This is a genomic window from Arthrobacter sp. 2762 (assembly GCF_040548745.1).
Taxonomy (GTDB): domain Bacteria; phylum Actinomycetota; class Actinomycetes; order Actinomycetales; family Micrococcaceae; genus Arthrobacter.
On sequence record NZ_JBEPSI010000023.1, the window covers coordinates 1 to 5,856 of the forward strand.

The window sequence follows — 5,856 nt, forward strand, 5'->3', positions numbered from 1 at the left end:
TCCAAGCGGCAGGGAGACTTGTGCCATACCCGCCACCCGAGGGTGATCGAAACACTACGACAGCTCCGAAATCACCCACAACAACACCGTAAGGAGGGAGACCTCATCATGGGGAAGGGGAACAGATCAGCGATCGTGACGCTCGTTGAACGCTCTTCCCGGCTCCTCGTCGCCTTTGCGCTCCGCCCAGGGAACAGGTCCGACAACATGCGGGACCAACTCATCGAGGAGCTTGGAGTCATGCCTGCCGCTCTGCGAAGAACCTTGACCTGGGACCGCGGATCAGAGATGGCCAAGCATGCTGAGGTCACTGCTGCACTGGGAACCCTCGTTTACTTTTGCGAACCAGCCAGCCCCTGGCAGCGTGCGTCGAACGAAAACGCGAACGGCTTGCTCCGTCAGTACTTTCGGAAGGGAGATGATCTCAGCATGGTAGACCCGGCGGACGTCTTGTTCGCCGCTGAGGAGATCAACAGCCGCCCCAGGGCTGTCCTGAACTGGTCCAGCGCCTCCGCCAGATTTGAGGCTTATCACGCCGTCGCGGCAGCGGATGCTCCCCGAGGTCAAGATGTCGATGAACCAGCAGGAAAGACTCCACTCCAGAACGGCCATCTGTGAGTGCTAACGCTTATGGACTCAGGGAATTCTCCGGTCAATCAGGACACGCTTCGATCGTTCCGTAAGGGGATCCCTTACCGGACGCTTGAAGCGTCGGTAAGACCCCGGCTTATGGGCGCATAAGTTGATGAACGGTCCCGGCTGCGCCACCAAGTTGTCCAAAGGAACCACTACTAATCCGAGAGGTCCTCTCCTTCGGCTTCATATTGGTGCCCGAGGGTCTTGCCGTGCGGCGTTAGCCGCAGCCAAAGGCCCTCACCCATTGGTCGCCATTCCAGAGCGTCAAGTGCCATCTCTGACCGAATCACCCATATTTCTGACGGCCGCGCCCAATCCTCAAAACCCGTCTCCCCGAGCTCTCCAGGCACCATGAGCCCCTCCGAATAAACAGAGTGAAGGACGTCCAGAACTATCTGCTTCGTATCTGGGGTAATCGTGCCTCTAGTGCCCCACCACACTACGCCATGCAATGAAACCCAGTCGGCCAGGCCAGATACGAGCAACTTACGGATGACTTCGTCTTTGCTCACCACGGCACGCCTCCCGCCAGTCACGTCCGGCCTGATCCCATTGCAGGGAAGATACCGATGGGTATTCCACGGGTCCCGGAATTAAGACTTTCACGGAAGTCCCGCTCCATCCTGCGAGTGATAATCACGGAGCGTTCCGCCCCTATCCCGTCGTCTCAGAGATGCTCCAAGCCTTACTAGTCAGGGCTGATTGACTGCCGCTATGTCCGCAGAAGCGTGTCATGTACCGTCACGTGCTCGCCGACCTGAACGGTCAATAGCCCGCCCAGTCCCTCACAGCGGGACCACACTCGGAACTCTATGCGTCCAGACTCCTCACGCACGGAGATCTTCGATGCGGTCTCCCGCTCAAGAGCAAGCCTCAGTTCGTCACCGTTAACCCAACGGATGCTTGCTGACCCCGCTATCTCGTCCCAGGTCAGCTCGACCGCACTCCCGTCGTTCGCCCAAGCCATCACGGACACCACCCACGGCTGGCTAGACGGCTCGATCACAATTCCGAGATCATTCAGGTCCTCCAATTGCGGAACCTCAAGTTGCGCGCTCATAACCACATGCTGTCACACCCGGCATGCGCAAGGACCTAGGCAGCTGCACGCTTAGGGATCCTTCACCGGACGCAACTTGAGTCCCATAGGTCTGGACCGGATCATTCACCCCATATGGTGGTGCCATGACTGAGACGCTCGCTTGGAACCTGGCCTTTCGTTGCGGCACTGGGCTTGGCAAAGCGCCAGGACGAACTGCCGAAGCTGCCCTGCCAAGTCAACCGCCCTCAGGGTGGACAGGAAGTCATGGGCCGGGCGTTCGTTGGGAACACTGGCCACGAAGCCTCAACACTGGTTTGCCCATGATGCATGTGCTGACTCTCTGGCTACCTGCAGACTTCCAAAGGCGCGGTCCCCAGTTTCCAGGGATTGCAATTTTTGCTGGTGAGGGCCAATTCGCAGTGGAAGACAAATTTCCCATGCCGAGCGCTGAATCAACCGATCCATTCCTGCGCGACCTTGCAGCAGCCGAGAACCATCCGGGTCTGCTCAGGCGCAGAGACCTGATCGATGGAGAATTTGCGATCCTTTGGCTCATGCATGATGAGTTGGCTGCCGGCCCAACGACACCTCGTCCCGACCTTCGTGCCAAGGGTGAGCATGTCGACGAGTCACAAGGTACTAATGCTTGGGACAACGTCGAACCAACCACCGACATTTGGTTGATTCCGCGAGTCGATCCGAATGCTGGCAAGACACCTGTTGAACTCCGGGGAGATCAGGTAAGCACCGATGGGTATATCCATCCCTCAACAGATACGGGCAGTCTCGCGGACTGGGCAGAACCCCTATTTTCCAGGAGCCACTTGGGCGGAACTGCCTTCCCCATCCAAGCAATGCCCGACGGGCTTACTCCTTGGTACCTCGAACTGGAAGAGATCTCGGGGCTCAACTTCGGCGGTGGCGGCAACGCTCGATTCGATCTGGAATCCGATACGTTCGACTGGGCCTGCGGATAGCTCAATCGGGGTACCTGGCCGTCGGTTTCTAAGCGCCTTAGACAAGGCCAAGACCGGTCAACGACGTGTCGCGCAAGCCGATCCCTCACCGGGCGCTTGCCCGGCCAATCTCAGATCGGCGCTTAATCGACCTTGAGGCCACACCAGCTAAAGGTTACCTACCAGGTTTCGTTGGATGGACAACGACTTCGACGGACCCAGTTCCGGGCTGGGCCCAAGGCCGCCTGCCGACTTCCTCCATCTCCTCGTTGGCGTCCGCCAGGGCAACTCTAAGGCGGTCGCCCTTCTCCCTTATCGCTATGACGAACGGAATATCCTGCTTGCGCCAGATGTCGACAATGGGTGGAAGCAATGAGCCGAATACGCTTGTGATAGGCGAGGCATCGGAAGCACCGCGGACGATGACCAAGTAGCCTTGGCTGTTCTCGAACCATTCAAGGTCTGAGATCAGATCAATTGCTGCATCGAGTCCTGCGGTTCGGTACGGATACATAAACTCTGATTCAAGGTACTGGCAGAGGGCCGCCACGTCGGTGAGCCCCGACAAATCGAGTTCGAAAACCATCATCCCGTTTAAGCGTGCATCATCTTTGAGCTGAGCGAGCAAGGACTCCTCGACTCCCACGTGAACGGCAAACTGTTTGCTGATTTCGGCGATCTTCACGGGCCTACCTGATTTGAACTGACGGATGGACGTGGTCCCAATAGTCAACGGCGTTGGTATTGCTGTGACCCCTCCAAGACGGCCGATGAGGACCCTCGGCCCGAGACGAGTTACGCATCGACCATATACCCAGCGTTTGACCGCCACTCGCATGAAGGCTCAGCCCATTCGTCTTCCGCGAACCAACGCCCGATAGCCGATCCCTAAGCGGACGCTGGGTAACGTGACAGACTTCCAGTCAGTTGGGATGAGTTTCCGCGATTGCTGGACTGAAGGAGGAACTTCCGTGGTGTCGCAGGATCAAAGGCGAGAAGCGCTCAATGACCTCATACGGTTGCGTCGTCCATTAGGCGAGTCGTCGGCTCGGTTGTTGACGTTTGAGTGGTCCTCTCAGGAGGAGTTAGCCACTGCTTTTGCTCAGGATGTCGGCCATGCCCTTGACGAATTCTGGGCCGGGAAGATTAGTGCAGATGATCTTTGCGCATGGGCGGAGGAGCTGCAGGGCCGCGAAGATATTGCGCTGAATCCCGAGGATCGCGATTTCTTGGCGGATGCACTCTTCCAGCTGTCCACGCCCGAGATTTGTGGTCCCGCCGATCAGGTGGCCGTTGCCCTCCGGCTGCGGCTAACCTACCGCCCAGGCTCTCAGAGGAAAGCACCAGAGCGTTCGATAGAGGATCCCTGACCGGACGCTCAGGAATCCGCCACTGGCCCGGCGGAGAAAATCTGCGGAGGACAGGGCCCGGCCGGGCTAGGATCAGGTCTGCTTGGAAAGGACGTACTTCCGGTCCAAGTTGTCCACGCCTCCTGGATAGATGGTGATACGAACGGCCCCACCGCTGTCTTTTTCCACCAACAGATCCCGCCGTACCTTTGTTGGATCAGTTTTCCTTAGGTCGGTGATTCGCACAATTACACCGGATTGGTTCTCGTATCGCGCCTCTGATTTATCCAGCCGAGGCGTGAATTCCCAGGTCCCGGAAGACGATATGGCCGACGTCCTCAGATGTTCTTCAGAGATGCTGTCCAGAGGAAAATCCTTAACGAGCAGTGTGTGGTCGGCGTGCAGTTCCAGAGTCGCCGCCGGGACATCTTTGCCAACAGAGCTTTCGCCGGCTGAGTAGACCCATGTCCCGATCAATTCATCCCGGCCCACTTCTGGCCTTTGACCGCAGCCTGAGAGGAGTAGCACTGAAGCAAATATGGCTGCTGCCCAGAGACCCCGAATGCGTACTGGTCGAACCGTCATCGATTGACTCTCCTGTTGGTACGGCTGTTCTTGCCGCTGGGCTCAGGTTAGCAAGAGTGCAGGAAGCTCAACCCAACCCAACGTTGATCACTTCCGGTTTCGTGCACTGTTTCATGCGAAAGCACCTGGTCCGATTCTGCGGATCGACGAGGCGTCACCCTGTAGGCCTGCGTTGCTTTGTGCGTGCACGAATACGCCCGTTTGAGGATCGGCGGATTCAGGCGGTTATTGCAACAGAGGTCAATCGATGTTCAGGAAGGACGAGGACAATGCTTTCGCAAAGGCTGTCGAAGGTGGCGCCACGGCTGGTGTTCTGCTCGGCTTATACAACTCACTTAGGCGTGCGTTCCTTGTGGCAACCCAACAGGGGATCCTCGCGTAAACCGCTAAGAGCTAGGATCAATCATGGCAACACGACGCGAACGGATTCGCAGATCGATCGCCAGCTGTTTTGTTGGATGGGCGATCGCATTCGTGCTCGCGCTTCTGTTGACTGGATTTCGTTTTGCTGAAGCTCTGGTCACTTGGCTATGGGTAGCCCCTATAGGCGTTGTCATCACTGTTATATACATTCTCAGAGACCTCAGGAACGACTGGACTAATTAGGAGCATTCTGAAACCGCTCTGGCTGCCCTTCGGCTCGGACAATTTCATTGCGGCCACGTCCGCTAAGGGATCCCTGAGCGTGCAGCTAGCCAAGATCATTTTGCGGCCTGTGTGACAGCATGTGGTCATGTCATTCGATGTCTACTTCCAAGGTTTCAGAGACGGCGGAAACACCTCAGGCGGTGGCGAAATAGTGCGTCTAAAACTTGAGCCTTACATCGTGCGAGAGGATCCCGCGCAGAACTTCGCGTACGTGGAGTACGGTGACGGTTCTATCGACGTTTATCTCAATGAGGACAGTATGGTCGCCAACCACGTCGTAGGTGAGGAGCCTTGGAAACTGCTCTTTGATGCAGCTCAAGCGGCTGACTGGGTCATTCTTCCTGTCGGATGCCCGACGTGCATCACGGACGAAGCACAGCGCCGTCACTTGCCTGAAGAGCTCGACGCTGAGGTGGCCGTTGTCTCCTCGGGGGAGGATCTACTTCGGATCATCCGTTCCCTGTAATCGCTAACGGACGCTCCTCCAAATTCCTGGGAAGCTCTCGGGTAAGCCGTTGCCCTATCGAACACTGTGGCGCCCGGTGAAGGATCCTTGGGTTCTTGCGGTGATTGCAACACTTATCGGATGGGTGTTGTCATGGCGGGATATTCGATTCATTTGAGGCCTGATCTCTTGCAG

The 5,856-nt window shown here is 57.2% G+C and carries 6 protein-coding genes; 4 read left to right on the forward strand and 2 right to left on the reverse strand.

Annotated elements, in window-relative coordinates; all coding sequences use genetic code 11:
* Positions 1-42: 42 nt before the first annotated feature.
* Positions 43-618, forward strand: coding sequence for an IS30 family transposase (locus ABIE18_RS22000; RefSeq protein WP_499724645.1), 576 nt, complete (start codon positions 43-45; stop codon positions 616-618).
* Between the two features lie 730 nt (positions 619-1,348).
* Here ABIE18_RS22000 and ABIE18_RS22005 read toward each other — a convergent pair.
* Positions 1,349-1,696: a hypothetical protein gene (locus tag ABIE18_RS22005; protein WP_499724640.1), complete on the reverse strand. Its 348-nt coding sequence runs from the start codon at positions 1,694-1,696 to the stop codon at positions 1,349-1,351.
* Between the two features lie 125 nt (positions 1,697-1,821).
* Here ABIE18_RS22005 and ABIE18_RS22010 point away from each other — a divergent pair, with 125 nt between their 5' ends.
* A complete protein-coding gene (locus tag ABIE18_RS22010) occupies positions 1,822-2,655 on the forward strand; it encodes a hypothetical protein (protein WP_499724641.1) in 834 nt (277 codons plus the stop codon).
* Positions 2,656-2,809: 154 nt separating this feature from the next.
* On the opposite strand, the gene ABIE18_RS22015 is transcribed toward ABIE18_RS22010, so the two are convergent.
* Positions 2,810-3,319, reverse strand: a complete 510-nt coding sequence (locus ABIE18_RS22015) for a barstar family protein (protein WP_499724642.1) — start codon at positions 3,317-3,319, stop codon at positions 2,810-2,812.
* A gap of 286 nt (positions 3,320-3,605) precedes the next feature.
* Here ABIE18_RS22015 and ABIE18_RS22020 point away from each other — a divergent pair, with 286 nt between their 5' ends.
* Positions 3,606-4,004, forward strand: a complete 399-nt coding sequence (locus ABIE18_RS22020) for a hypothetical protein (RefSeq protein ID WP_499724643.1) — start codon at positions 3,606-3,608, stop codon at positions 4,002-4,004.
* A 1,297-nt stretch (positions 4,005-5,301) separates the two neighbouring features.
* Positions 5,302-5,682 carry a hypothetical protein gene (locus ABIE18_RS22025; RefSeq protein WP_499724644.1) on the forward strand — a complete coding sequence of 127 codons (381 nt, stop codon included), beginning with the start codon at positions 5,302-5,304 and terminating at the stop codon, positions 5,680-5,682.
* Positions 5,683-5,856: the final 174 nt, after the last annotated feature.

Coding starts and splice junctions, on each gene's coding strand:
- ABIE18_RS22010 (WP_499724641.1), top strand. CDS start 1,822: ATGACTGAGACGCTCGCTTGGAACCTGGCCTTTCGTTGCGGCACTGGG.
- ABIE18_RS22025 (WP_499724644.1), top strand. CDS start 5,302: ATGTCATTCGATGTCTACTTCCAAGGTTTCAGAGACGGCGGAAACACC.
- ABIE18_RS22005 (WP_499724640.1), bottom strand. CDS start 1,696: ATGAGCGCGCAACTTGAGGTTCCGCAATTGGAGGACCTGAATGATCTC.